This window comes from Salicibibacter kimchii (assembly GCF_003336365.1).
GTDB lineage: Bacteria > Bacillota > Bacilli > Bacillales > Marinococcaceae > Salicibibacter > Salicibibacter kimchii.
The window spans coordinates 120,070-142,815 of sequence record NZ_CP031092.1 but is presented as its reverse complement, the minus strand read 5'-3'; the positions used below and the strand labels follow the sequence as shown (position 1 = coordinate 142,815).

The following is a 22,746-nucleotide window of genomic DNA, read 5'->3' as shown; positions in this document are numbered from 1 at the left end:
GCCTCACTCTTTATTATTCAGGAAGGAAAGAAGGGATTGTTATGTTCGGACCACCTCCGATGATGCCACTGGGGGCTCCCCCCTTGCCGCCCATGCCTTTTGGCGCTGCACCCATGGCCGCCAGATCCGCCGCCATGCCCATGATGGGAGGCGGTGGATTTCCGGCAGCAGGTGGCGCAGGCCTCGCACAAAGCGGAGCCGGTCTCGGGTCCATCGGGCGTTTTATGCCGATGATTCAAAGCGCGGGGAAATGGTTGCCTATGATTCAAAAATACGGACCTATGGTACGTAAAATACCGGGAATGGTCCAAAAAGCGAACCAAGTGACAAAAGTGCTTAAAGCTGCAAATGCTACGCAATCGACCGTTTCCGATAATCCTCCTCAAGAAAAGAAGGACATCGATCAAGGAATGAAGGAGGAGCCTCCCCAAATCTTTGAGTTAAAAGAAGGGGCACAACCACCTCCGAAGCTATATGTGTAAGCTCGGAGAAGGAGCCCGGAATAGAAAACTTGACTGATCACCAAGCCTTAATGGCGAAAGCCATAGTTACACTTATGCAGGAAAAAGTTCTATACTTTCTTACCTGCCAAGAAAAGGACGGCAAATACCGTCCTTTTCATTTACGTTCCGATCGAATGGCTGTATAATATTACATAGTATATACGTATTGGAGGACTTGGCTATGGAAGTGAAGAAAATCTCCCCGAGGGGTTATTGCTATGGTGTCGTGGATGCCATGGTCATTGCTCGCCAAGCAGCTGAAAATAAAGAATTGCCGAGGCCCATTTATATCCTTGGTATGATCGTTCACAATACACACGTCACTGATGCTTTTGAAGAAGAAGGGATCATTTCACTTGACGGCCCGAATCGACTTGAGATTCTCCGGGAAGTGGAAAGTGGTACGGTGATATTTACCGCTCACGGCGTATCTCCGACTGTCCGGCAATTAGCCGAGGAGAAAGGGTTGACCACAATTGACGCCACGTGCCCGGATGTGACACATACCCACGATTTAATCAGAGAGAAAAAAGCCGAAGGGTATGACATCGTTTATGTCGGAAAGCGTGGCCATCCTGAACCGGAAGGTGCCATGGGTGTCGCCCCCCATCACGTTCACCTTATCGAAACGGTCGAAGATGTCGAATCACTGGACCTGCAAAGGGAAAAAGTCATTATCACCAATCAGACGACCATGAGCCAGTGGGACGTCTCCGATATTATGGATCGAACGATCGAGCGCTTCCCCTACGCTGAAGTCAACAATGAAATTTGCCAGGCCACACAAGTTCGCCAAGAAGCTGTTGGTGATCAAGCCGGCGATTCCGACTTGCTCATCGTTGTCGGGGATCCAAAAAGCAATAATTCAAACCGATTGGCACAAGTTTCAAAAGACATCGCTCATACAAATGCCCATCGCGTCGCAGATGTAAGTGAATTAAATTTGGAATGGTTGGAAGGGGTTCAAAAAGTATCCGTAACCGCCGGGGCTTCTACTCCAACGGCCATCGTACGAGAAGTTATTCTCTTTTTGGATCAATATGACCCTAAAGATTCATCAACATGGAAAGCGGAAAGAAAAGCTTTAGGGACTAAAATTTTACCTCCATTACGTAGAAATTCCAAATCAAGAGCGCGATAAGTTAAAAAACCTCACCTAAACCGGGTGAGGTTTTTTATAGCGTCCCTTTTCCAACGCTCATTATAAAAATGTAAATGGCTCTGTATCAACGGTCGAAGCGGTGGCTTTCATCTGGTAGCCACTCGCTTGTGCATCTTGAGCGAATCGGTCGGCAAGGGCTTGCTTCATGATCGCTTCGATATGGTGCCCGGGATCGATGAGCGCGAGTCCGGCAGCTTCTGCATCTTGGGCGGTATGAAACTTAACGTCTCCGGTTACCAATACATCAGCTCCGGCTGCCAACGCCTGTTGCCAGTATTTACTCCCGTCGCCGCCAATAACGGCAATGGTTTGTACTGTTTGTTCCAAATCACCGACCACTCGCAATCCTTCGACGGTAAAAATTTCTTTGAGAGAAGAAGCGAATTTCTCAAGCTTCATCGAAGTAGCCAGCGTTCCGACTCGGCCAAGCCCATAAGATTCCCCTTCAAGACCCAGAGGATAAAGATCATACGCAGGCTCTTCATAAGGATGAGCACGGCCGAGCACATCAAGCACTTGCGTCAATTTTGATTCAGGAACGACTGTTTCTATTTTTTTCTCCGCGACATAGGTCAATGCTCCCCGGTTCCCGATGTGAGGGTCGGTCTCATCCCCGGGGACAAACGTGCCCGTGCCTTCGCTATTAAACGTGCAATGGGAATAGTCGCCGATGTGGCCGGCTCCTGCATCTCCCAATGCCCAACGTACTTGGTCGGTGTCTTCTTCCGGAACAAACGCGACAAGTTTATACAGCTGATCTTTTTTCGTCGGTACAAGTTCCTTGGTCGCTTTGATTTCCATTGCATCCGCCAACCAATCATTTACCCCGCCCGGTGCGATATCCAAATTGGTGTGCGCGGTATACACGGTGATGTCATGTTGCAAGCATTGTTGGATGACACGTCCTTTTGGGGTAGACGTGTCCACTTCCGTCAAAGGCATAAACAAAAGGGGGTGGTGGCTAATGATGAGATCTGTGCGCTTTTCAACAGCTTCGGCCACTACCGCTTCCGTGACATCCAACGTAACAAGCACTTTTTTTACTTTTTTTTCCAATGAGCCTAGCATTAAGCCAACCGGATCTCCTTCCATAGCCAAATGTTGAGGAGACCATTTTTCAAGCAATGCCGCCACGTCGCGAGCACTCGGTATGGAACTCATTTTATAACCTCCCTGATTCTTTTTATTCGATTTTTAATCCGCTCCCGTTCTTCGCCAATTTCCGTGCGTTGCAACGAAGCATCCATTTGTTGCAGCACCCGTTCCAAATGGGCAAGCTCCTGCTCCCATTTTAACTGAAAAACCTCGGACTTTTTTTCAAGCAATTTTGGACCGAATAAGATAGCGTCCTCCCAATTTTGGTACTTGTACGCGTGTCGATGATCCTCGGCTGCTTCTTTTTCGGCGATTAAAACTTCATAAAACTGTTCTTCTTGCACGATTTCCTCCGTGACCAACGTCCAACCGCTGTCATATAACCACTTTCTCACCGTATCGGCAGCCACATTCGGCTGAAGAATTAGTCTTTGAACGGGTTCCAGTTTGTTTGCCCCTTTGGACAACATTTCCGTGATTAAACTCCCGCCCATCCCGGCGATGGTGATGCTATCAATACGGTCAGAGGCCCCCACCGTTTGCAGGCCTTCTCCATGTCGCACGGAAATTGAATCGCTAAACCCGGCTGCCTCCACATTACGCAGCGCCGTTTGAAATGGCCCGGCCTTGGCATCGCTGGCCACAGCATACGAAAGGCGTCCAGCGCCCATTAATGCCACAGGGAGCTGTGCATGGTCGGTACCTATGTCCGCCAAGCGTGACCCCTTCGGTACTTCACGGGCAATCGTTTGCAAGCGTAATGACAGCTGATGCAGTTGCTTCACTTCACGACCCTCTTTTCCAATACGAAAAAGGAGCTCGATCCCGGGCTCCTTTTTCTCTGGGGCTTATTCCCCGCCTTCTTCTACATAGTCCGCAACGGCCTCGGCATCTTCACCAGTTACTAAATCTTCGGGCATGCTCCCGGGACCTTCCTCGATGGCGCTCGTGACCTCATCTGCGCTCTGTCCTGCAATTTCCGGAGCACTATCCCCTTCCATATTTTCGCCGTGGCAACTCAAACAGTTTTCTTCATAAAGTTCAGCACCGACATCAACTGCTTCTTCTTCACCATTGCCATTCTCCTCTGCTTCTTCCCCTGCAGGATCACCTAAGCCCACAAACGAAAGAATTAGCATGATAGCAATACCGGCAACGGCGATAAGTAAAAATGGTATTAATGGTTGTCCTTTCACCGAATCACACCCTCTAGTTTGATCTATGTCGTCTTATATTTTATAGGAAAATACACCGGATGAAAAGAAAAACACGGGCTGTTCCTGAAATTGTCGTTATTTTTTCCTTCATTGCCAGTTGCATTTTGTTGGAAACATTTGCAATCGCGGATGGATCTAGGTAATATAAGAAATAAGCCCCTGCGTAACACAATCGCAGGAACGTGTATCATACAAAAGAGGCGGGTCACTCCTGGATGGAGTAACCCGTTGCGCTTACTCCATAAAGTCTTTCAGGCGTTTGCTGCGGCTTGGATGCCTTAATTTACGCAAGGCTTTTGCTTCGATCTGACGAATACGCTCGCGGGTAACCCCGAACACTTTGCCCACTTCTTCAAGCGTGCGTGTACGACCGTCATCCAGCCCAAATCGTAAGCGTAAAACGTTTTCTTCGCGATCGGTTAACGTATCGAGTACGTCTTCCAATTGTTCTTTGAGCAACTCATACGCGGCCGCATCAGTTGGGGCCAGGGCATCTTGGTCTTCGATAAAATCGCCAAGGTGAGAATCATCTTCTTCTCCAATAGGTGTTTCCAGGGAAACGGGTTCTTGGGCAATTTTCAAGATTTCACGCACTTTATCAGGTGTTAGATCCATCTCTTCGGAAACTTCTTCAGGGGTGGGTTCCCGACCGAGATCTTGGAGCAATTGGCGCTGGACACGGATCAATTTATTAATGGTTTCAACCATATGCACCGGAATGCGAATCGTTCGCGCCTGATCGGCAATCGCACGTGTAATCGCTTGGCGAATCCACCATGTCGCGTACGTACTGAATTTAAATCCCTTGTTATAATCAAATTTTTCCACAGCTTTAATTAACCCCATGTTCCCCTCTTGAATCAAGTCGAGAAACAACATGCCGCGACCGACATAGCGCTTGGCAATGCTTACGACAAGTCGCAGGTTTGCTTCGGCAAGACGCCTTTTCGACTCCTCGTCGTCATCCTCTATTCGCTTGGCAAGATCGATTTCCTCATCGGCGGAAAGGAGCGGAACACGCCCGATCTCTTTTAAATACATTCGGACCGGGTCATTAATCTTGATCCCGGGGGGGACGCTAAGGTCATTCAGATCATGATCGTTTTCCTTTTCCACCTGTTCCATGCTAGGGACTTCCTCGCCTTCATTTAGCAAATCGACCCCTTGCTCTCCCAGGTACTCGAAAAATTCATCCATTTGCTCGGAATCTTGATCATACGGCGCAAGTTTTTCGGTTATTTCCGCATAAGAGAGCACCCCTCTTTTTTTGCCAAGTTCTACGAGTTGCTCTTTGACTTGATCGATGGACATTTCACCTTCCGCTAACGGACGTAGTGGTTTCTCTGCCATTCGATCTCCCTCCTTCCAATTCCAAAAAACACAATCCCTCTATTGCAAATGCGCACGCAAATACCGAGGACGTACTGCTTTACGCCCCAGCTTTTTATGCAACGCAATAATTTCCTGACCGAGTGCTGTTGCCGTCTCTGCATCATTTTTTTGCAACGCTTCTTTTTGGGCATGCTCTTTTTGTTCTATTTCTACCCAACTTGAGTAGATCTTAACCTGATGAATATAATCCGCAAATGCTTCCGGATTCATTTCCCCCCCCGGTTGCATCGCGATTTCGGCAACAATGGATGAAAGCTCGTCATCTTCCAGGTGGTCCAGGAAACCGGCACTCCCAGCACGATTGCCTTCGCCATAATAAGCGAAAAGGTGAGCGGCAATAGCCGCGTATTCGTCTACATTAAAATTTCCACCAATTTCCTGTTCAACCTTTTCGGCCCAAGTTTCATCCTCCATCATCATCTGTAAAAGGGCACGTTCAGCATTGTGAAACGCGGGGAGCAAATGCTGTTGCGAAGCGATGCTTCCTCCATTGCCGTCTCGTTCACGGCGATCATAAGACGCCGTGCTTTTACCGCGTACCCTTTGATACATACGATACTGTTCCTGTTTTAATGCTTCCAGGGATATTGAAAACTCTTCCGATAATTGCTTAAGGTAAAATTCACGCTCCACCGGACTGCTTACTTGCGCAAGCGCCTCGAGTACCCATTCGATATAATCCTTGCGATCTCCTGCCCGCTGCACGTTTTTCTCTTTTTTATAGGCATTCATTTTAAAGGACAGAACGGAAAGGGCGCCCTCGATCATGTTTTCTCTAAAAGCGCCGGCCCCATGTTCCCGAATATAGTCGTCCGGATCCTGATTGGCGGGCATGGGTGCAATGTTTACACGGCAACCGTTTGCTTCCAGTGTTTCGGCGTTCTGGATCGCCGCTTTTTCCCCGGGGGAGTCGCCATCGTAACAAATGGTTACTTGTTCGGATAAACGGCCGATCAATTGTGCCTGTTTACTCGTAAGCGCCGTTCCAAGTGTAGCTACTCCGTTATCCACACCAGCCATCCAAGCCGAAACAACATCCATATAACCTTCAAACAGTACCACAAATTTACGTTTTCGGATCGCCGGGCGTGCAAGGTGGTAGGCATACAACACTTCATTTTTTTTAAAAATGGGCGTCTCTCGACTGTTTAAATATTTAGCCGAAGATGCTTCATCAAGCGCGCGTCCTCCAAAAGCAATCGGTTGGCCGCCTATATCCCATATCGGAAAAATAAGCCGGTAGTTAAACCGATCATACGGACCGCGGCCATCCTCCGTCCTTTGCACCAAATCTGCCTGTTCCATCTCAGAAAGGTCAAACGCACGTTTTTTCAAAAGGAGGGAGAGCACTTCGCGCTCCGAAGGCGCAAAACCTATCTGGAAATGACGCAACGCTTCATCGCTTACATTTCGGCCATCTTGGGCATAGTTATAAGCCTCACGCCCTTGCTCCGTGTGCATGAGTAAATGATGATAAAAGCGTGCGGCTAATTGGCATCCCTCTTTTAATGAGTGATTCTTTTGTGGCGCTGAAAACGCTGCTTCCGGAATTTCCACGGAGACATTTGCTTTTTCCGCTAATGTACGGACCGCCTCCTGAAACGGGACCTGCCCCATCTCCATCATGAACGTGAATACATTTCCGGCGGCGCCGCATCCAAAACAATAATAGAGCTGTCGATCTTGAGAGACGGAAAATGAGGGTGTATTTTCTTCATGGAACGGGCATAAGCCCGAGTACCGATGGTTGCCCTTCTTTTGAAGCTGCACCGACTCGCCGATCACCTCAACGATATCCGAGTGCCTGCGAACGGTCTCCACTGTTTCTTCAGGGATTGCTCTTTGCACGAGAAAACTCACCCCACATTTTAATGTGATTCGTATCATTCGACATTTCCATCGTCATTTTGCCTTTTCATTCCGATTAGAGGTGAGTAATTGTCCCGTATTTTGTGAAATATCCATAATCATGCTTGTCCAATTAGATGAATATCGACATCCTTCCCATTTACTCATTTCCCTGGGAAGGCATTATAAAAACATTCATCGATGGTTTTCTGCACAAATCCACACGTTTGTCTATTATAACGAATGTTTTGGCATATGGCTAGAGGAAATTTAAAAAATGTTGATCATAGATTGATAACGTTGTACGAAGCCGCTATTTCACTGTGTGAAATGATTGGAAATCATATTTGCCGTTTCTTCCACCGCTTTATTTGAGACATCTATAATATTGCAACCGATTTTTTCCATAATTTTTTTCGAATAGGCCAATTCGTTCTCAATGCGTTCCATGCTAGCGTAGGTTGCTTCTTTTTTCAGACCGAGCGATTTCAGGCGCTCTGAACGTATTTCGTGTAATTTTTCCGGATGGATATGAAGGCCGATGCATTTGTCGGAGGTAATGCGATACAGCTCTTCGGGGGGTTCAAGTTCCGGAACGATCGGAACGTTTGCCACTTTTAACCCTTTATGGGCCAAATACTGAGACAGAGGTGTCTTGGAAGTGCGGGAGACACCGATAAGGACAATGTCCGCGCTTAAAATGCCCCGCGGGTCCCTGCCATCGTCATATTTCACGGCAAATTCAATGGCCTCCACTTTTCGGAAATATTCCTCGTCCAAACGGTAAACAAGTCCGGGCTTATACTTCGGTTGTAATTGCAAGAGATGGGTCAATTTATCAAGGATCGGTCCCATAATGTCCACAACTTCCACTTGTTTTCGCTCTGCCGTTGCAAGCAAATAGGCCTTGACTTCGGGAACTACAAGTGTAAAAGCAATCATTGCGCCAACATCTTTGGCAAGGTCCACTACTTCATTGATCGTTGCTTCATCTTCTACGTAAGGAATACGGCGAACTTCAATATTTGTGTTCCCAAATTGGCTTGCTGCCGCTTTAATGACCAGTTCCGCTGTTTCCCCGACAGAATCGGAAATGACATAAACAATCGGATGTTGTTGAAATGTATTCACGAACGATCACCTCCCAAAGGGTGTTCAGATTGTACTAAATCAACGAGCGCCTTCGTCATAGTTGTTTTTGTCACACGGCCAACGACTTCGTATTGATGATGATCCGTGCCATTCACTACAGGGAGCGCGTCGATTTGCCGTTCGATTAATAGACTTGCTGCCTCAATAAGCAAGTCGTCTTTCGTGCAAACCGTAATATTTGGCATTCGCGTCATAATGATACTCACCGGCATGGATTCCAAATCCTGGTTGCCAATGCTTGCCCTGAGTAAATCCTTTCGGGAAAGAACCCCGGCCAATCGCGAGGCTCGATCAACGACAAATAACGTTCCAACATCCTCGAGAAACATCGCGCTGATTGCATCATATACGGAGTCAGACTCGTCGACCACTACCGGGATGGACTGGTATTCTCCCACTTTTCGTTCCTTTATGGTTGCAAGCGGAACTTCCGTGCCCGTTTTCCCCGTAAAGTAATAACCAACACGCGGCCTGGCACCGAGAAAACCGACCATGGTCAAAATGGCCAAATCAGGGCGCAGTGTAGCTCTCGTTAAGGAAAGGTGGTCCGCAATTTGCTCGCCGGTGATCGGGCCCTCATTTTTTACAATTTCCAAAATCCGTTCTTGCCGATCCGTTAATTCGATGGCTTCTCACCCCTTTGCATTCTGGAGGTGAGAGGCGGGAAAAACCTCCCACTTCTTAACTCTGACCTCTCACTTTGATTTTTCGCTCAACCTTTTTACGCAGGAAATACCAACGATTGAAAACGGGCAAACCGATGGGTTTCTTCTGATAAATGATGCATTTGTCGAAGTCGATTCGACCGCAATCGTTCATCATCGCTCATGACCATGATCGAATTAAAATAACGGTGAATCACAGGTGAAAGATGGACGAATGCTTCCCAGGTACTGGCCAAATCTTTTTTCTCCAATAAAAGCGGCAATTCTTTTTTCAGCGCTGTGAAACGATGGTAAAGCTCCTGTTCCTCCTCTTTTTCAAAGTACTCGGGGTCAGGCAGAGACGGTTCTGGTTCATCAATTTTTTTGGCGATATTGTTTACCCGACTAAGTGCTTCCGCAACTGCTTTCATCTCATCCGAGTCATGCCGTTTCTGTAAAAATGCCGCTCGCTCAAATAGCGTGTCTAAGCGTCCATAAGGAGCAAACAATACGGCATTCACAACATCATGGGAGATTCCTTCTTCCGTCAGCAAAGCCTTGAACCTAAGTGCGAAAAATTCGCCGGCTTCCGTGAACAGCTCGGATTCATTAGCCGATAGTCCCTCTGCTTGCACGACGTTCACGACAAGTTCCAGCATCCCTTCGAAAGCGACAGGGAATTCGTATCGGTTGGCAATTTGAACGATGGCCTGTGCTTGCCTTCGCAACCCGTGAGGGTCTTGGGAGCCTGTCGGTTTTAGCCCAATCGCCAATGACGTCATGATCGTGTCCCATTTATCCGCCATGCTAACAATCGCGCCGACGGTCGTTTCCGGAAGCGCATCGCCGTTAAAACGAGGCAAATATTGTTCTTTAATCGCGGTGGCTATCGCTTCTTTTTCCCCGAGTTTCAAGGCATAATCTGCGCCCATGACCCCTTGCAGTTCCGGGAATTCATCGACCATATGGGAAGATAAGTCAAACTTCAAAAGGCTCGCTGATCGTGTAACCTCATCCGTCAATGGTTTACTCAAGGCTGCTTTTTCCGCCAGTTGGCGCGCGATTTTTGACGTCCGTCGACGCTTGTCCCCAAGGGTCCCCAATTTTTCGTGTTCGACGATGTGCTCAAGTTTTTCCAAAAACTGTTCCAACGTGCGTGCTTGATCTTCTTCGTAAAAAAAGACAGCATCCGCCAAGCGTGCTCGCAACACTTTTTCGTTTCCCTTTTGCACGTTTTCCAAATGGCGGTGATCGCCATTTCGAACCGTTATGAAATAGGGGAGCAAATGACCGGCAGCATCATACACGGCGAAGTATCGTTGATGCTCCCGCATCGTTGTGATTAACACGTCATCCGGCAATCGTAAATAACGTTCGTCGAACGTTCCGTACAAAACGGTCGGATATTCAACAAGATTCGTCACTTCCCCGAGCAAATCCTCATCTTTCCCAATTCGCCAGTTGTGCTCCTCTTCGAGCATTTCCATCTGTTTCTTAATCGCGGTTTTTCTTGATTCAGAATCTGCCAGGACAAACGCACGCAAAAGTTCTTCATCATAATCGGCAGCATGATTCAAGGTTACCGTCCGCCCAAGAAATCGGTGCCCTGCGCTCTCGCGTCCGCTCTGCACCCCCGCGATATCATAAGGAATAACCTCGGTGCCAACCATCGCGAGTATCCAGCGAATCGGGCGCACGTAGCGCAGGTGCTCCCGACCCCAGCGCATGCTTTTCGGGAATGGAAGCGCCGTTGCAAGCGTTACGGCATCCGGAAGCAATTCCGCTGTTGCTTTCCCCTTTTTTTCAATGGTTGCAAATACGTAGGAGCCTTGAGGTGTCTCTTTTTCGACAAGTTGTGCCGAATCGATGCCTTTGCCCCGCGCAAAACCAAGGGCAGCTTTTGTCCAATTGCCATGTTCATCTTTGGCGATCGCTGTCGCGGGGCCCCGTGCCTCTTCTACCATCCCTTCTTGTTTTTCGGCCAACTCCTCGACTAGGATAGCGAGGCGTCTCGGAGTGGAAAAGGCGCGCACCGTATGATAAAACAAACGATGGTCATCCAGCCATTTTTCCATGTTTGTGCGTAATTGTTCGCGGGCGTCGTCGATATACTGGGCCGGCATTTCCTCCACGCCAATTTCAAGCAGAAAAGGTTTTGTCATGATTTTGTTTCCTCCTTTTCATCTTTTAATAGCGGAAATCCAAGTTTTTCCCGATTGGCGTAATGGATAAAAGCACATCTTTTTGCAAGCTTCCGCACTCTTCCGATATAACCCGTCCGTTCGGTCACCGAGATCGCACCCCCGGCGTCGAGCAGGTTAAACGTATGGGAACACTTTAAAATATAATCATAAGCAGGGAAAACAAGTCCTTCATCCAATGCCCTTTCCGCTTCTTTTTCGTAAGTCATAAACAACTGTTTGAGCATCTCATGATCGGCGAGTTTAAACGTGTACATGGAATGCTCATATTCCGGCTGATAAAAAATGTCCCCAAAAGTAAAACCATCTTGCCATTCAAGATCGAAAACATTTTCTTTATCCTGGATATAGGAACAGAGCCGCTCGATCCCGTAAGTAAGCTCGACCGCTACAGGGTCCGCATCAAGGCCGCCGACCTGCTGGAAGTAAGTGAACTGGGTGATTTCCATGCCGTCGAGCCATACTTCCCAACCTAGCCCCCAAGCGTTAAGGGTAGCGTCTTCCCAATTATCCTCCACGAAACGAATATCATGTTCCTCGGGATTGATGCCAAGCGCCTGCAGGCTGTCAAGATAGAGATCCTGGATATTATCCGGGGAAGGCTTCATGATGACCTGAAATTGATGATGCTGGTAAAGACGGTTCGGATTCTCCCCATATCTGCCATCCGACGGGCGTCTTGACGGTTCCACATAAGCCACGTTCCACGGCTCGGGACCGATGCTTCGCAAAAACGTCATTGGATTCATCGTCCCCGCGCCTTTTTCCACGTCATATGGCTGCATAATAAAGCAGTTTTTATCTGCCCAATACGATTGCAAGTGCAAAATAACTTCCTGAACGTTCATCCAAAGTCTCTCCTTTTGGTACTGCTTTCTTTTGAATTGTTGTATTCAAGCACATAAAAACTCCCGTCCCCAAGAATGTCTTAGGGACGGGAGTTTTCCCGCGGTTCCACCCTAGTTGCACCCGTGTCTGCTGCACGATGCCCCTTTGCCATGTATACTCCAAAGCGCCTTCCAAGGACCGGCAGTTGTGGCTTTCACCATCCCACATCGCTAATCACTGCCCTCTTCCAAGTACTACTCTTCTTCTCCGTATATTTGTCGATTTTTCATTTGTATAAAAACCATACGTTAAACAACAGGCTATTGTCAAGGTTTCCATTGTTGCCACTGATCCAGAAAACGTTTGGACTTTAGGGTTAAGCCCGAATATGTATCATAATAGGATTCAAGGATTTGATGGAGCAAGGTTTTCGTTTCAGGCTTGACGCGAATCTGACCAAGCCGCCCAGGTTCGATATAGTACAGTGTACGAATCAGCTGTACTTGTTTCGGGGTTAACAAAAATCGATGGGCATCAAGGGTGCTGCACGTGTCGCAAAGATAACCGGCTTCTTTTACGGAAAATGAAAAATCTCCTGTCGTTCTGCCGCAATTCACACACTGATCCAATTCCGGTTTAATTCCGGCAGGTTTCGTTAGTTTCACTTCCATCATCCTGAGGAGAACTTCCGCATCTTCGCCTTTCTCCAGAAAACGCAGAACGGTAAGCACAAGCGTAAACAGGGAAGGGCTTGCCTCATGCTCTGTCGTCACCCCGTCCAGCAATTCACAGACGTATGCGGCATACGCGGTTTTTTCAATATCGGTACGCACTTGACTGAACGGTTCCAACACTTCCCCTTGGGATAAGGTGCTCATCGATGCCTTGCGGTAATGAAAATAAAAAAGGCCGTATGAAAACAATTGGCTGACAGCCGAAAAGCGACTGTTGGTTTTTTTTGCCCCGCGGGCCATCAACGCGACTTTCCCACGCTCTTTTGTGAAAACCGTGAGGATAATATTGGCCTCCCCGTAGGAAACCGCACGTATCACAAGCCCTTCGTTTTTTTCAAGCATAGGCGTTCATCCTTAGATCAACTGTATTCGTCATCGTTGTTCGCTGAAGCCGTTTCTTCTTCTCCGGGCTCTATCCATTCCTCTACGCGTTCATATTCCTTATGCATTAAATAGGCATCGAGGTCACCAGTCAGAGTAAATACTCTCCAATAATTTAACATCTGTAGTTCCCCCTTGTTTTAATTTTTTGTATCTACCTTTAGATTGAGCAAAAACAGGCACACTCATAACAGAGAAAATTTACTATTTACGGGCGCCTAACTTCCAGTATAGATACATGATGGAAAAAAACAATAGATTCGGGGGAATCACTGTTGGTTCGTGTGTATTTTCCTTTTTGGCGCCGAACGTCGAACGTTGCAACCAGCGCCCCAACATCAAGGTACTACTCTTTGTCGCTATACCCTTGTTCCTGGAGAAAGCGGCTTTTGTTCCGCCAATCCTTTTGCACTTTTACCCAAAGGTCAAGGTAAACATCGGTACCTAGAAGTCCGTGAATATCTTTTCTCGCTTCCTGCCCGATTGTTTTTAACATCGACCCGTTGCGTCCGATAATAATCCCCTTTTGCGATTTTCGTTCGACAACGATCGTCGCTTGTACGTAGATTTTTTGATTTTCTCTTTCACGCACTTCATCAATCATCACTGCGATCGAATGGGGGATTTCATCACGGGTATGGCCCAATACCTTTTCGCGAATGAACTCCGCAATGATAAAGCGTTCCGGGTGATCGGTGATTTGCTCTTCCGGATAATACTGAGGCCCTTCCGGCAAATACGTATAAACATGCTCCAACAACGGCTCCACATTTTGGTCACGGAGCGCAGAAATTGGAAATACCTCCGCAAAGGTACCATAATGCCGGTACTCGTCAATCCGTTCCAACACTCGGTCCGGATGGATTTTGTCAATTTTGTTTATGATCAAAAAAACCGGCCGCTTCACCTCTTGCAAAGTATCCAGAATAAACTGTTCCCCTCTTCCAAAGGGCTCGGAGGCATCGATAAAAAACAAAACGAGATCCACCTCGGACAACGAATCGAGAGCCGTCCTCACCATATGCTCCCCGAGTTGATGCTTCGGTTTATGCACGCCCGGCGTATCCACAAAAATGATTTGGCCTTCCGCTTTCGTATGTACCGCCTGAATTTTGTTTCGTGTTGTTTGCGGTTTGTCACTCATAATCGCGATTTTTTGTCCCAACACTTGATTTAAAAACGTTGATTTTCCCGCGTTCGGCCGACCGATTAAAGCCGCGAAGCCGGATCGGTATTCACTCATCCATATCCCCCGCTTCAAACGCACCGGGCAATAGCTCGGAAACCGTCACTTTTTTTCTGTCTCCTTTCACATTCGCAAGCACCACTTCCGCCTCCGGGTCCATAAATTCCGCCATCACTTGCCGGCAAGCACCGCACGGAGACACCGGCTCCTTCGTATCCGCGACCACCGCGATTTTTTTCAATCGCTTCGCTCCTGCCGAAACGGCGTTGAAAATCGCGGTCCGCTCCCCGCAATTGGAAAGACCGAAAGACGCGTTTTCGATGTTGCAACCTTGGAAATAAAATCCATCCTCAGTTTCCGCGCAAGCACCGACCGGAAAGGTCGAATACGGCACATACGCGGATGCTTTTGCTTCTTTTGCCCGTTGAATGATTGTTTCCATGCCATCCTCCTTATTTAAAACCAAAAAGTTCAAGTACCGGCTGATAAAAAATAATAAGACCGACAACGACCGCGATTAAGCTATATACAAATACAGCGGTCGCGGCTACGTCTTTTGCGATTTTTGCAAGGGGATGATAGTCTTCGCTCACCAGGTCTACGACTCGTTCAATCGCCGTGTTAACCAGTTCGAATGTGATCACTCCGCCGATCACGACAAGGAGAATAACCCATTCGACAGGGCTTATCCCGACGACAAATCCGAGTACAAGAACGGCGCTCGCGATGATCATATGGATGACCATGTTTTGTTCGTTTTTAAACACATACCATAAGCCCCGGCTCGCGAAAACAAAGGAAAAAAATAAGCGGCGAATGCCTCTTTGTTTACGTTTTTCTCTCCAGTCCATAAGCGCTCAATAAATCCTCCTGCAACGTGAACATCTCTCGTTCCTCTTCAGTCGTCCCATGATCGTAACCGAGCAAATGAAGCAAGCCGTGGATGGCCAAAAAACAAAGCTCACGTTCCATGGAATGGCTATATTCTTTTGCCTGATGACCCGCCTGCTCGACGCAAATAACGATGTCTCCCAGCATATGATGGGCGAGGCCGGGATCTGTTTCCCCTGCATCTTCATCATTTAACGCGAAAGATAAAACATCCGTCACATCATCTTTACCCCGATAATCCCGATTTAATGCTTGGATTGTTTTCGCATCCACCAGCAGCAATGAACATTCTGTATCCAAGGGCAATTCAAGACGTTCACACGTTGCTTGTAATACGTTCATGACAAGCGAAATTTGCGTTTCCGGCAATGTCGCCGTCTCATCCGAAATATCAATGCTATCCGTCATTCGCTTTTTTCTCCTTTACGTCTCTGTTTTCGGGATATTCAATCCGGGAATGAAAGGTTCCCTGCAACGTCTCGCACATCGTATTGGCGATGATCGACAATTCTTTCATCGTAAGGTCGCATTCATCAAACTGCCCATCTACAAGCCGATCACGGATGATATCATTAACAAGTTTCTCGATCTTTTCCCCTGTCGGCGCCTCCATGGAACGGACCGCCGCTTCCACGCTATCCGCGATCCCGAGCACCGCGCTTTCCTTAAACTGGGCTTTTGGGCCGGGGTAACGATAATCCGCTTCGTCCGGTTCCATGTCTTTTTCCTTTGCCTTATGGTAAAAATATTTCAGTAAGGACGTTCCGTGGTGCTGCTTGGCAAAATCAACAATTTGCTTTGGAAAATGATGCTCTTCCAACATTCGGGCGCCATCATAAGGGTGATCAATAATGATCTGCTTACTCACATCCGGAGAACGGCGATCATGCGGATTGTCGATTTTCATTTGATTTTCAATAAAATACTGTGGACGTTTTGTTTTTCCAAGATCATGATAATACGCACCGACACGGGCGAGCAAGCCATTGGTGCCAATCGCCTCGCAAGCCGCTTCCGAAAGATTGGCCACCATAATGCTGTGATGGTAAGTGCCGGGAGCCTCCAAAAGTATTTTTCGCAACAATGGTTGATTGGCATTCGACAGTTCAATTAATTTCGTTTTTGAAAGAATGTTAAACCCTGTTTCAAAAAAAGGCATGAGGCCCAAAGTCAAAACCGCTGCCAGAAATCCCGAGCCCACTGCAAAACCGATTTCAACGCCGTACCTTTCCAACGTGATGGGTGCGTTGCTTAAAAAATAAAATGAAGTTACCGTTAATCCGTTCATGAGCGCGATAAAGGCCCCTGATTGCAAAATCTTGGCCACTTGCGGCGTTTTCCCGAGAAAAAACACCCCGGCCAACCCGCTGAATAGCGCGTAAATCATGAATGTAGCGTGAAAGTTACCTGTTGCTTCCGCGTTGAAGATGACACTCCCTACCAAAGCCAACAAGACAGCAGTATATAGCGCAACTCGATAAGAGATTAATTGGGCCAAAAGCATCGTACCGAGGGCGATCGGTGTCAACCACAAAATCCCTTCCATGTCGAACAGGTTGAGCACGCTCATAACTTTCATCGTTGCCAACATAATAAAAAACACGAGGACATACAGGAAAAGCGCCTGATTGCTATAACGAAGCGGTGAACTCGTTTGCCCGGCATAAAAAGCAACCATGGTCACGATCATGCCAACAAACAGCAACAATCCCAAATATGGAAACGAAGAAAACTCATCATCCAATAGACCAGTCAAGCTCAGTTGTTCATAAATTTCCGCATCAATAATCTCGCCTTCTTGGGCAAGAATCTCTCCTTCGCGGATAAGGACCGGCTCCACTTCGTCCAGCGCTTCTTCCCTGCGCTCCGCCGTATTTTCATCATCGTAGATATAATTGGCCGTTACCATGCGGCTGGCAATGGCCGCGCTTGCGTTTTGCAACTGTGTGTTCCCCATGGACATTGAAATACGTTCCTCTGCCTCTTCCCTGGCAGCAGGAACATCATCGACAGCGATTTCTTCATTCATCACTTCATGGACAGCATTCCTGGCGGCATCCCGCCCTATCATCAATTGCTCTTCATTTTCATTCAGCAATATTTCAAGCGTCTCTTCCGGCAGACTCTGATCCATCTCTTCTTCAAGGGTTGCTTGCAGTTGTTCCACATGGTCATCGAGCGGAGCCGTATCAGCATTCTGTGCCTCTTGAAATTCTGTTGCCAATTCAAAAATTGTGTTGATTTTCTCCGTTTGCATAAGGACATAGTCATTGCGATGAACATACGAAGGATCTAGCTCGTCCAACGCTTCCTGTTCGCGTTCAGCAGTTAGCGCTTCATGTTCGACGGTAATAGGAGAGCGAATATCTTCAGGGGCAGGTTCGGAGAGGGTAACGTCCAGTTGTTCAGGCTGGACGTTGTCCAACATGGATACGTAAAGAAGGATGCCAAGCAGTAAAAATAAACCCACACGCACGCTGCGATGGCGAGTACCGGGCGTTTGCAATTTCCGTTTTTTATTTTTATTTGCTGTCATGACGATTCACTCACCTCGGCACTCACTTTGAAGATTGCTCGTCTTCAAACTTTTCATAGGCCTCCAACACCCGTTGCACGATCGTGTGTCGAACGACGTCGGCTCCTTCCAAATATACAAAACCGATGTCATCCACTTCTTTGAGAATGTTTATAGCCATGCGTAAGCCCGATTTTTTCCCTTTTGGCAAATCGACCTGCGTTAAATCCCCATTTACGATCATTTTGGATCCAAATCCCATTCGTGTCAGAAACATTTTAATCTGTTCGGGAGTGGTGTTTTGTGCTTCATCAAGAATGACAAACGCATCATCGAGCGTACGGCCTCGCATATAAGCAAGGGGAGCCACTTCTATCGTTCCTCGTTCCATCAAACGCAAGGTATGTTCAGTACCAAAAATATCATGGAGCGCATCATACAGCGGCCGCAAATAAGGATCGACTTTTTCTTTCAAATCTCCGGGGAGAAACCCCAGGTTTTCGCCCGCTTCAATCGCCGGGCGAGTCAGCACAATCCGCTGGACACTGCCCGCCTTTAAAGCGGACACCGCCATTACGACCGCCAAAAACGTTTTGCCGGTGCCGGCCGGACCCAGTCCAAATACCATGTCGTGTTTACGGATCGCACTCACATAATCTTGCTGCCCGAGCGTCTTTACAGTAATCGGCTTCCCTTTGGAATTGGTCGCGATCGTTTCTTGATAAATATGGTTTAACTTGTCCAACTGTCCTTGCCCGTCCAGTTGGATCGCGTAGATGATATCACGTTCACCAAGCACGGTCCCTCTACGTATAAGTTGTAACAATTGAGCAAAGACGCGTTCAATCGTAACGATGCTTTCCTCATCCCCACTCACGACCAACGCTTCCCCGCGAATGACGATGGAAACTTGCATTTGCTCTTCCATACGCTTGATATGAACGTCATTGGGTCCGAACAGTGTTTGCAGTTCAGCTGTATCCTGTACATGTAGTTCAATGACTTTTCGATCGGTCACATTTCTCAATCTCCTTGTTTGATAGGCGCTTCTCTCGCGATGCCTTCTTCAACTTCGTAAAGGATAGACAACTTTACTGTACCACTGTCCCTTTGCTCCTGTAAAATATTTTCTGATAAAATTTTCGCATCGCTATCGAGGTTGCGCAGTAGCTGCCGCTCCCCTAATTGTCTTGCAATCTCCGTTAGGTCTGCTTCTTCATACGTCCGCGTTACCGTCGTTTTCTCTTCATAGCTTGTTCGACCCACCGGCAACGGAATGTCCGTAAAATATAAGGGGATTCGCAATTGATCCGTCGTCTCGTGGTGCCGCTCAAATAAATGGTCGGCATCTCGCCCCCAAAATGTCCACTCGTTTCCGAACAACTGCAAATCAAGGCTTCTCGTACGTTCTCCCGTAAATACTTCTGCCCTTATTTCCAGTGGTAGTTCTATGGTCCCGTGATACCATGTTTCTGCTCGCACCTCACCGATAGCCGCGATTTCTTCCATATCTTCTTCTTCACTTTCTTCACGGCCGATCAAACCGGAAATAAGCACATCTCCTTCTTCCACATAGGTGTTCGGATCCACTTCTGCCTGTCCGTGTTCAACATAAATATCCCGAATCACCCCGTTTTTTGTCGCCACAAGGTTTCGTGGTGCAACTTCCCCTTCCTCTTCCGCGAGATGTTGTTCAACGACGTGAAATTGATAAATCGTTCCCTCTCTTTCCACGCCAATCCACGTTGCCCCTGAGACTTCTTCACTCACCCGTTGCTGGATCTCCGCTTCCGGCGGTAACTCCCATTGGGGTTTTCCGGGTTGAAGCCCTATGTCGGCTGCCCACGTTTCAATTTCATGTTCTATTCCCGGAGACGCGCCTTCAATATCCACTCGCCACACCATTTGGGATAGAAGAACAAGAAGAGCGCAAAAAGCTAGCATTCCGATGATAAAACCAAATCGCCGCCGTCCCTGCCGGGTGAGTAAATAAAGTCCACGCCGCTTGCCAAAGCGTACCGATACATTCATCATTGTTGCTACATTGCGCAATCGCTTCACGTCTGCAATGCGTATCGTTGCCTGCAGTTTTTTCCCGTTGCTTGTCCGTCTGATTTCCGTTAAGGAAACATTGTTTTTCACACATCGATTGATGAACGTTTCGAGCTCTTCCCCTTCGACCTTCATCTCTACTAAGCCTAGCCAGTCCGGGTTTTTCTTAAACATCAAACTTCCCTCACCTCTCCCCCAAATGTGTGACTTGCTCGATCGTTCCTTCAAGAACCAACTCTTCAGGCAAAATAGCCTTAATAAACAAATCTTCCCCTTTAACTTCCAACTTCCCTTCGGAAAGACGGACGAGTATGCGTTGAGGAGTAAAAGAAATAATGCCGCGGTGATTTTCTATATAAACATGCAGATGACCGATCATCGTTACCCTCGGCACACCCATCGTGACATCTGCCGGTACTTCCATCCCTTTCGTCAACCACTTGTTGATATGTCTTGACAGTCGCTTCACAAGGATCCCTCCTCAACGATACATATGTTTCAAACCCGAGCTGTATCACTCCCCAAGTAGTCAGAAGCGAAAAGAATGAGTTCATTCACGCAAAAAGGATTCGGGCCTGGTACTACGTACCTTTCATTTTTTCACTATGTATTCAAAATAGCGGATATAAACGTTTTACGTACGTGTTCTATCAATAGTTTTTTGGCTGATGTCGAGGCGTGGGAGACGCGCGAAGGTCCGGGGTTAACCTAGCCATGGATGTCGTCGTTGAAAGAAGGCAAATGAGCAGAAGACTGTTCCGTTCCCGTGCTTGCTTCGGCTTCTCAGCACAACTGTACTCTCTTTTTATGTCGATGTCGCCGCCCTTCGACATACTCATTTCTCTTTGCCTCTGTACATGTCAATGTCGTGCATACTTCGGCTTCCGATCATGCATCTGTTTCTCCTCTCATGCCAATGATACTTTTTCTTCGGCAAACGCACTGTTCTTCGCTCCCCTTCCATGCCGATCCGTACATGTTCCGGCTTGCGCACACACGTTTCCGACTTACGATCTAGTTTCGGCATTCGTGTCGATTATAGAACTCGTGTACAGCGTCACAAATCAAGCCAGTGTTTGTAGAAAAATGAGAAAAACTTGGACGAAAGGAGGGTTGCCAAAAAATGGACGCGAGAGAGAGGGGGGAAATTCACAAAGAGGGAAAGGGACTAGGAATACGTGCCGTTTATGACAACATGAATTGAACTGAGTCTCACCTTAAAAGCGCATTAGAAAACTTGGTTTATCACCAAGCCTTAAGGACGAAAACCTTAGTTGCACTTATAGAGGAAAAAGTTTTATACTTTCTTACCTGCCAAAAAAAGAACGCGGCGTCCGCGCTCTATCTTTTCATCATTCGATTCGTTCTGTGGGGTTTTCTTGCTCTCGGTTCGCTAAGCACCTCCGACCAAATCACACCTTTTACAACATCATTTTCCGAAAAATTGTTAAAGGGGAGGCCTTCGTGTTGCTGCTTCTCACTTCCCGGAGCTGCTACCGGTACATCGGTGTTTTCCAACCGTCGTTTCGCATTTTCACGTTCACGACGCAATCGCTCCCATTGTTGTTCATACTCTGCGTGCGCGCTACTTGCTTCTCTCGTATTTTCTTCCTGGTAGACGTCGCGATCCGCTTGCGGCGCCCGTTCGGTCGGGTGCTCATCATTCATCATATCTTCAAATTGTCTTTTAAGGTCTCCGAACGTGCTGCCTTCCCCTTGCCGGTCATTACCGGGGGCATCGGAGGAAGGGTGGCGAGCCGGACCTGTGCCCGGGCGAGAACCACGCCCGCCTTCCTTCTTTTGTTGTGCATTGCTTATGGAGTTAAAAATTGACATTGCAATGAAGATGAGAATGAAAATAAACAGTAAATCCAAGGTTCAACCCCCTTTTCTCACCGTATCCTTATCGATCAATATCTTGGTGGGGATCCCCGGTATTGTCTTCATTATCGTTGGTCGCTTTTCCGATATTCTTCCTCATATCGGTATCGGCTTCCACATTCTGCAAATTGTAGTAATCCATAACCCCCAGATTCCCGGAACGCAAGGCTTCAGCCATCGCTTGCGGCACTTCTGCTTCTGCCTCAACAACTCTGGCGCGCATTTCTTCTACGCGTGCATTCATTTCTTGTTCTTGCGCTACAGCCATGGCACGGCGTTCTTCGGCTTTTGCCTGTGCAATCTTTTTATCAGCTTCAGCTTGATCTGTCTGCAATTCAGCACCGATATTTTTGCCGATATCGATATCGGCAATGTCGATGGAAAGAATCTCAAACGCTGTACCGGAATCAAGCCCTTTACTTAAAACCGTTTGCGAGATCATGTCCGGATTTTCAAGCACTGCCTTGTGATTTTCGCTGGAACCAATCGTGGAAACAATCCCTTCGCCCACACGAGCAATAATCGTTTCTTCACCGGCGCCCCCAACGAGGCGGTCAATATTGGCACGCACGGTAATTCGGGATTTCGCTTTAATTTCAATCCCGTCCATCGCAACCCCGGCGATGAAAGGTGTCTCAATCACTTTCGGGTTAACACTCATTTGAACGGCCTCGAGGACGTCACGCCCGGCGAGGTCAATCGCTGCTGCACGCTCAAATGTCAATTCAATATTGGCACGGTGAGCGGCGATTAAAGCGTTGACGACACGGTCGACATTCCCCCCTGCCAAATAGTGACCTTCCAATTTGTTCAATTTCAAATCCAAACCTGCTTTTTTAGCCTTTACCAACGGATTGACGACACGCTTGGGTACAATTCGCCGCAAACGCATGCCGACCAGTTGGAAAATCCCGATCCTTACATTAGCTGCCCAGGCAGCAATCCATAAACCGACCGGAATAAACGTAAAGAGAATCCCGAGAACGATAACGACAATGGCAATCGCTACGAGCGCAATGATTTCTGTTGGCACGTAAACTCCTCCTTTTTTTCACACTGCTGCT

The 22,746-nt window shown here is 47.6% G+C and carries 23 protein-coding genes; 2 read left to right on the top strand and 21 right to left on the bottom strand.

The window, feature by feature from the left end; all coding sequences use genetic code 11:
• The first annotated feature begins 41 nt into the window (after positions 1-41).
• Together DT065_RS00840 and DT065_RS00835 are read left to right on the top strand one after the other, a co-directional pair.
• Positions 42-482, top strand: coding sequence for a hypothetical protein (locus DT065_RS00840; RefSeq protein WP_114370036.1), 441 nt, complete (start codon positions 42-44; stop codon positions 480-482).
• A 202-nt stretch (positions 483-684) separates the two neighbouring features.
• A complete protein-coding gene (locus DT065_RS00835; RefSeq protein WP_114370035.1) occupies positions 685-1,644 on the top strand; it encodes a 4-hydroxy-3-methylbut-2-enyl diphosphate reductase in 960 nt (319 codons plus the stop codon).
• 60 nt (positions 1,645-1,704) lie between these two features.
• Here the strand turns inward: DT065_RS00835 and DT065_RS00830 are convergent, their stop codons facing one another.
• The 21 genes from DT065_RS00830 to floA all read right to left on the bottom strand — a co-directional run bounded on the left by DT065_RS00830 (position 1,705) and on the right by floA (position 22,715).
• Positions 1,705-2,826 carry a Nif3-like dinuclear metal center hexameric protein gene (locus DT065_RS00830; protein ID WP_114370033.1) on the bottom strand — a complete coding sequence of 374 codons (1,122 nt, stop codon included), beginning with the start codon at positions 2,824-2,826 and terminating at the stop codon, positions 1,705-1,707.
• Positions 2,823-3,545 carry a tRNA (adenine(22)-N(1))-methyltransferase gene (locus tag DT065_RS00825; RefSeq protein WP_160112339.1) on the bottom strand — a complete coding sequence of 241 codons (723 nt, stop codon included), beginning with the start codon at positions 3,543-3,545 and terminating at the stop codon, positions 2,823-2,825. Before DT065_RS00825 ends, DT065_RS00830 begins: the two co-directional genes overlap by 4 nt.
• A gap of 63 nt (positions 3,546-3,608) precedes the next feature.
• Positions 3,609-3,956 (bottom strand): c-type cytochrome, encoded by a 348-nt coding sequence (locus DT065_RS00820; RefSeq protein WP_114370029.1) that lies wholly within the window; start codon positions 3,954-3,956, stop codon positions 3,609-3,611.
• Between the two features lie 255 nt (positions 3,957-4,211).
• Positions 4,212-5,327, bottom strand: coding sequence for an RNA polymerase sigma factor RpoD (rpoD, locus tag DT065_RS00815; protein ID WP_114370028.1), 1,116 nt, complete (start codon positions 5,325-5,327; stop codon positions 4,212-4,214).
• 39 nt (positions 5,328-5,366) lie between these two features.
• Entirely contained in the window at positions 5,367-7,217 is a 1,851-nt protein-coding gene (dnaG, locus tag DT065_RS00810) for a DNA primase (RefSeq protein WP_160112338.1), read from the bottom strand.
• A 318-nt stretch (positions 7,218-7,535) separates the two neighbouring features.
• The gene (locus DT065_RS00805) at positions 7,536-8,348 is read right to left on the bottom strand and encodes a pyruvate, water dikinase regulatory protein (protein ID WP_114370024.1); all 813 of its coding nucleotides are present in this window, start codon (positions 8,346-8,348) and stop codon (positions 7,536-7,538) included.
• A complete protein-coding gene (ccpN, locus tag DT065_RS00800) occupies positions 8,345-8,995 on the bottom strand; it encodes a transcriptional regulator CcpN (RefSeq protein ID WP_114370022.1) in 651 nt (216 codons plus the stop codon). Before ccpN ends, DT065_RS00805 begins: the two co-directional genes overlap by 4 nt.
• 95 nt (positions 8,996-9,090) lie before the next feature.
• Entirely contained in the window at positions 9,091-11,175 is a 2,085-nt protein-coding gene (gene glyS / locus DT065_RS00795) for a glycine--tRNA ligase subunit beta (protein ID WP_114370020.1), read from the bottom strand.
• The gene (gene glyQ, locus DT065_RS00790) at positions 11,172-12,062 is read right to left on the bottom strand and encodes a glycine--tRNA ligase subunit alpha (protein ID WP_114370018.1); all 891 of its coding nucleotides are present in this window, start codon (positions 12,060-12,062) and stop codon (positions 11,172-11,174) included. The genes glyS and glyQ overlap by 4 nt, the downstream gene beginning before the upstream one ends.
• 306 nt (positions 12,063-12,368) lie before the next feature.
• Entirely contained in the window at positions 12,369-13,118 is a 750-nt protein-coding gene (recO, locus tag DT065_RS00785) for a DNA repair protein RecO (RefSeq protein ID WP_114370016.1), read from the bottom strand.
• Between the two features lie 17 nt (positions 13,119-13,135).
• Positions 13,136-13,279, bottom strand: coding sequence for a YqzL family protein (locus tag DT065_RS00780; RefSeq protein ID WP_114370014.1), 144 nt, complete (start codon positions 13,277-13,279; stop codon positions 13,136-13,138).
• 224 nt (positions 13,280-13,503) lie between these two features.
• Positions 13,504-14,400, bottom strand: a complete 897-nt coding sequence (era, locus tag DT065_RS00775) for a GTPase Era (RefSeq protein WP_114370012.1) — start codon at positions 14,398-14,400, stop codon at positions 13,504-13,506.
• On the bottom strand, positions 14,393-14,785 hold the full coding sequence (locus DT065_RS00770) for a cytidine deaminase (protein ID WP_114370010.1): 393 nt from the start codon (positions 14,783-14,785) through the stop codon (positions 14,393-14,395). The genes era and DT065_RS00770 overlap by 8 nt, the downstream gene beginning before the upstream one ends.
• 10 nt (positions 14,786-14,795) lie before the next feature.
• Positions 14,796-15,194 carry a diacylglycerol kinase family protein gene (locus DT065_RS00765; protein WP_114370008.1) on the bottom strand — a complete coding sequence of 133 codons (399 nt, stop codon included), beginning with the start codon at positions 15,192-15,194 and terminating at the stop codon, positions 14,796-14,798.
• The gene (gene ybeY / locus DT065_RS00760; protein ID WP_114370006.1) at positions 15,172-15,642 is read right to left on the bottom strand and encodes an rRNA maturation RNase YbeY; all 471 of its coding nucleotides are present in this window, start codon (positions 15,640-15,642) and stop codon (positions 15,172-15,174) included. Before ybeY ends, DT065_RS00765 begins: the two co-directional genes overlap by 23 nt.
• The gene (locus DT065_RS00755) at positions 15,632-17,770 is read right to left on the bottom strand and encodes an HD family phosphohydrolase (RefSeq protein WP_114370004.1); all 2,139 of its coding nucleotides are present in this window, start codon (positions 17,768-17,770) and stop codon (positions 15,632-15,634) included. The genes ybeY and DT065_RS00755 overlap by 11 nt, the downstream gene beginning before the upstream one ends.
• A gap of 22 nt (positions 17,771-17,792) precedes the next feature.
• Entirely contained in the window at positions 17,793-18,767 is a 975-nt protein-coding gene (locus DT065_RS00750) for a PhoH family protein (RefSeq protein WP_114370002.1), read from the bottom strand.
• Positions 18,768-18,772: 5 nt separating this feature from the next.
• The gene (gene yqfD / locus DT065_RS00745) at positions 18,773-19,975 is read right to left on the bottom strand and encodes a sporulation protein YqfD (RefSeq protein WP_114369999.1); all 1,203 of its coding nucleotides are present in this window, start codon (positions 19,973-19,975) and stop codon (positions 18,773-18,775) included.
• A gap of 10 nt (positions 19,976-19,985) precedes the next feature.
• Positions 19,986-20,270: a sporulation protein YqfC gene (gene yqfC / locus DT065_RS00740; RefSeq protein ID WP_114369997.1), complete on the bottom strand. Its 285-nt coding sequence runs from the start codon at positions 20,268-20,270 to the stop codon at positions 19,986-19,988.
• Between the two features lie 872 nt (positions 20,271-21,142).
• On the bottom strand, positions 21,143-21,676 hold the full coding sequence (locus DT065_RS00735) for a YqfB family membrane protein (RefSeq protein ID WP_114369994.1): 534 nt from the start codon (positions 21,674-21,676) through the stop codon (positions 21,143-21,145).
• Between the two features lie 28 nt (positions 21,677-21,704).
• The gene (floA, locus tag DT065_RS00730) at positions 21,705-22,715 is read right to left on the bottom strand and encodes a flotillin-like protein FloA (RefSeq protein WP_114369992.1); all 1,011 of its coding nucleotides are present in this window, start codon (positions 22,713-22,715) and stop codon (positions 21,705-21,707) included.
• Positions 22,716-22,746 lie beyond the last annotated feature (31 nt).

Excerpts from the sequence above, each read along its gene's own strand:
- DT065_RS00840 (WP_114370036.1), top strand. The coding sequence starts at position 42 with ATGTTCGGACCACCTCCGATGATGCCACTGGGGGCTCCCCCCTTGCCG.
- DT065_RS00835 (WP_114370035.1), top strand. The coding sequence starts at position 685 with ATGGAAGTGAAGAAAATCTCCCCGAGGGGTTATTGCTATGGTGTCGTG.
- DT065_RS00830 (WP_114370033.1), bottom strand. The coding sequence starts at position 2,826 with ATGAGTTCCATACCGAGTGCTCGCGACGTGGCGGCATTGCTTGAAAAA.
- rpoD (WP_114370028.1), bottom strand. The coding sequence starts at position 5,327 with ATGGCAGAGAAACCACTACGTCCGTTAGCGGAAGGTGAAATGTCCATC.
- glyS (WP_114370020.1), bottom strand. The coding sequence starts at position 11,175 with ATGACAAAACCTTTTCTGCTTGAAATTGGCGTGGAGGAAATGCCGGCC.
- glyQ (WP_114370018.1), bottom strand. The coding sequence starts at position 12,062 with ATGAACGTTCAGGAAGTTATTTTGCACTTGCAATCGTATTGGGCAGAT.
- recO (WP_114370016.1), bottom strand. The coding sequence starts at position 13,118 with ATGCTTGAAAAAAACGAAGGGCTTGTGATACGTGCGGTTTCCTACGGG.
- DT065_RS00780 (WP_114370014.1), bottom strand. The coding sequence starts at position 13,279 with ATGTTAAATTATTGGAGAGTATTTACTCTGACTGGTGACCTCGATGCC.
- era (WP_114370012.1), bottom strand. The coding sequence starts at position 14,400 with ATGAGTGAATACCGATCCGGCTTCGCGGCTTTAATCGGTCGGCCGAAC.
- DT065_RS00770 (WP_114370010.1), bottom strand. The coding sequence starts at position 14,785 with ATGGAAACAATCATTCAACGGGCAAAAGAAGCAAAAGCATCCGCGTAT.
- DT065_RS00765 (WP_114370008.1), bottom strand. The coding sequence starts at position 15,194 with ATGGACTGGAGAGAAAAACGTAAACAAAGAGGCATTCGCCGCTTATTT.
- ybeY (WP_114370006.1), bottom strand. The coding sequence starts at position 15,642 with ATGACGGATAGCATTGATATTTCGGATGAGACGGCGACATTGCCGGAA.
- DT065_RS00755 (WP_114370004.1), bottom strand. The coding sequence starts at position 17,770 with ATGACAGCAAATAAAAATAAAAAACGGAAATTGCAAACGCCCGGTACT.
- yqfD (WP_114369999.1), bottom strand. The coding sequence starts at position 19,975 with ATGTTTAAGAAAAACCCGGACTGGCTAGGCTTAGTAGAGATGAAGGTC.